Source organism: Dietzia sp. DQ11-38-2 (genome assembly GCF_014145055.1).
In the GTDB taxonomy this organism is placed as follows: Bacteria; Actinomycetota; Actinomycetes; order Mycobacteriales; family Mycobacteriaceae; genus Dietzia.
This window is the reverse complement of record NZ_JAALDW010000480.1, coordinates 1-1,817: the sequence shown is the minus strand read 5'-3', so window position 1 is coordinate 1,817 and position 1,817 is coordinate 1. Positions and strand designations below refer to the sequence as shown.

Below are 1,817 nucleotides of genomic sequence, written 5' to 3'. Positions count from 1 at the left end.
GTGCGACGGGTGACGGCGGCGAGGATGATCGCGACGAAGACGGCGGGGAACGCCGCGTCGAGCCCCAGTTGGCCGGGATCGGGCAGGACGTATCCGACGCCGACTCCGATCGCCGCACCGAGGGGCCACGCGACCAGGAGGGCGATGCCCACCGTCCGGAACGCGGCGAAGCGGCGCGACGGGTGCTGCGGGGCCGTGGCCACGGCGACGCTCTCGTCGTTGACCAGGTGGGTCCACAGCAGTCGGGGGGCGCGCTGGTCGGGCAGGAACGTGGACGCCGAGAGGCCGTAGACGGCGTTGCGGAGGCTCACCAGGAGGCCGGCGCCGACCGCGATCCAGAGCAGGCCGCCCGACGCGACGACTCCGACGAACACCAGCTCCGAGGACGCGCTGAGGACGAGGGCTGCGGCGAGGACGACGAGCCACGGGGGTAGGCCTGCCGCTGACGCCGCCGACCCGTAGGCCATCCCGACCACGGCTATCGCCGTCGCGATCGCCGCGGCGGTCGACACGGGCCTGGTGGCTGCAGTGGACGCAGCGGACGCAGAGGGCGACGGTGTTCGCCATAATGGACGCATGGACAGTATGGTGAACGCAGACGTGGCGCCTGTCAAGCTGATCACTCGTTCGTTATAGTAAACGGATGACCCCCCAGCTCGGAGCCAGGATCGGGAGCGCGATCAAGCGGGAGCGCACGTCAGTAGGCCTGTCGGTATCCGAGCTCGCACGACGCTCGGGGGTCTCCAAGGCAACCGTGTCCCAACTCGAATCGGGCGGGGGAAACCCCAGCGTGGAGACCCTGTGGGCACTGGGGGATGCGCTCGGCGTGCCCTTCGCCCGTCTCGTGGACGAGGACGTCGAGCCCGTCACGCTGATCCGAGCCGCCGATGCTCCGCTCATCCGTTCGGCCAGCGCGGACTACGTGGCCGCGCTCCTCTCGGCCAGCCCTCCCCATGCACGGCGGGACGTGTACCTGATCCGGGCCGACCCCAGTGGTCCGAAGGTGTCCGCGCCGCATGTCCGGGGCACCGTCGAGCACGTGATCCTGGTGTCGGGGTCCGCGCTCGTGGGCCCGGAGGCGGCTCCCGTCGAGTTGTCGCCCGGCGATTACCTCAGCTACCCCGGCGACGCCCCGCACATCTTCGACGCCCAGCACGAGGGAACCACCGCGGTGCTCATCTCCGAGGTCAGATAGGTCAGCCGCCCCGAAGGTGACGCCGGGTATGCCTGCGGCCACGCGGCAGTAGACCGTCTCCGGTCAGCCCTCGGACTCGGCAGACGGCAGCGCCGAGGTGGTCGAGGTGGTCGTGGTGGCTGTGGTGGCGACGACGGCGACCTCGGTCAGCGGCGGCAGATCGAAGGCCCAGCCCGCGGTGCCCTCGGGCCGGAGCATCGCCCGCTTCGCCGAGTCGTCGAGCTGGACCGCCAGGACGATCTCGTATTCGCGGTCCGGTGACAGACGCGTGGTGGTGGAGGCAGCGGAACCCTTGCAGTCCGAGCTGACCGCCCGGGCATCGCGGGTCGCGCCACCGGACCGGAGCTCGGCGACGTCAGCGGGACCGAGCGAGGACCAACGATCCGGGCCCGACTCGGGGGAGGTGGCGATGCTGAGGGTGAGCTCCACGCCGCAGCCCGGAGTCCGCACCATCCCATCGATCCTCGCCGAACCGAGTTCGACGCCGTCCCGGCTCACCAGGGTGAACCACCGGCCGGGTGTGACGCTGACCGGTCGCCGGGGGCCGGGTTCGACGGTGGGGGACGAGGCGGGGCCGGTGGGCTCGGGCCCGGCGATCGCGTCGGCCTCGGTGGCCTGGCCC

General features: G+C 71.6%; 2 protein-coding genes and 1 pseudogene. 1 reads left to right on the top strand and 2 read right to left on the bottom strand.

The window, feature by feature from the left end:
* Positions 1–512, bottom strand: a 512-nt coding sequence (locus G6026_RS15035; RefSeq protein WP_182613646.1) for an AzlC family ABC transporter permease, incomplete at its 3' end; no start/stop codon positions are given.
* Positions 513–643: 131 nt separating this feature from the next.
* On the opposite strand from G6026_RS15035, the gene G6026_RS15030 reads away from it, so the two are divergent.
* The gene (locus G6026_RS15030) at positions 644–1,195 is read left to right on the top strand and encodes an XRE family transcriptional regulator (RefSeq protein WP_182613645.1); all 552 of its coding nucleotides are present in this window, start codon (positions 644–646) and stop codon (positions 1,193–1,195) included.
* Between the two features lie 63 nt (positions 1,196–1,258).
* On the opposite strand, the pseudogene G6026_RS15025 reads toward G6026_RS15030, so the two are convergent.
* A pseudogene (locus tag G6026_RS15025) lies at positions 1,259–1,817 on the bottom strand (hypothetical protein); the annotation flags it as partial.

Coding starts and splice junctions, on each gene's coding strand:
- G6026_RS15030 (WP_182613645.1), top strand. CDS start 644: ATGACCCCCCAGCTCGGAGCCAGGATCGGGAGCGCGATCAAGCGGGAG.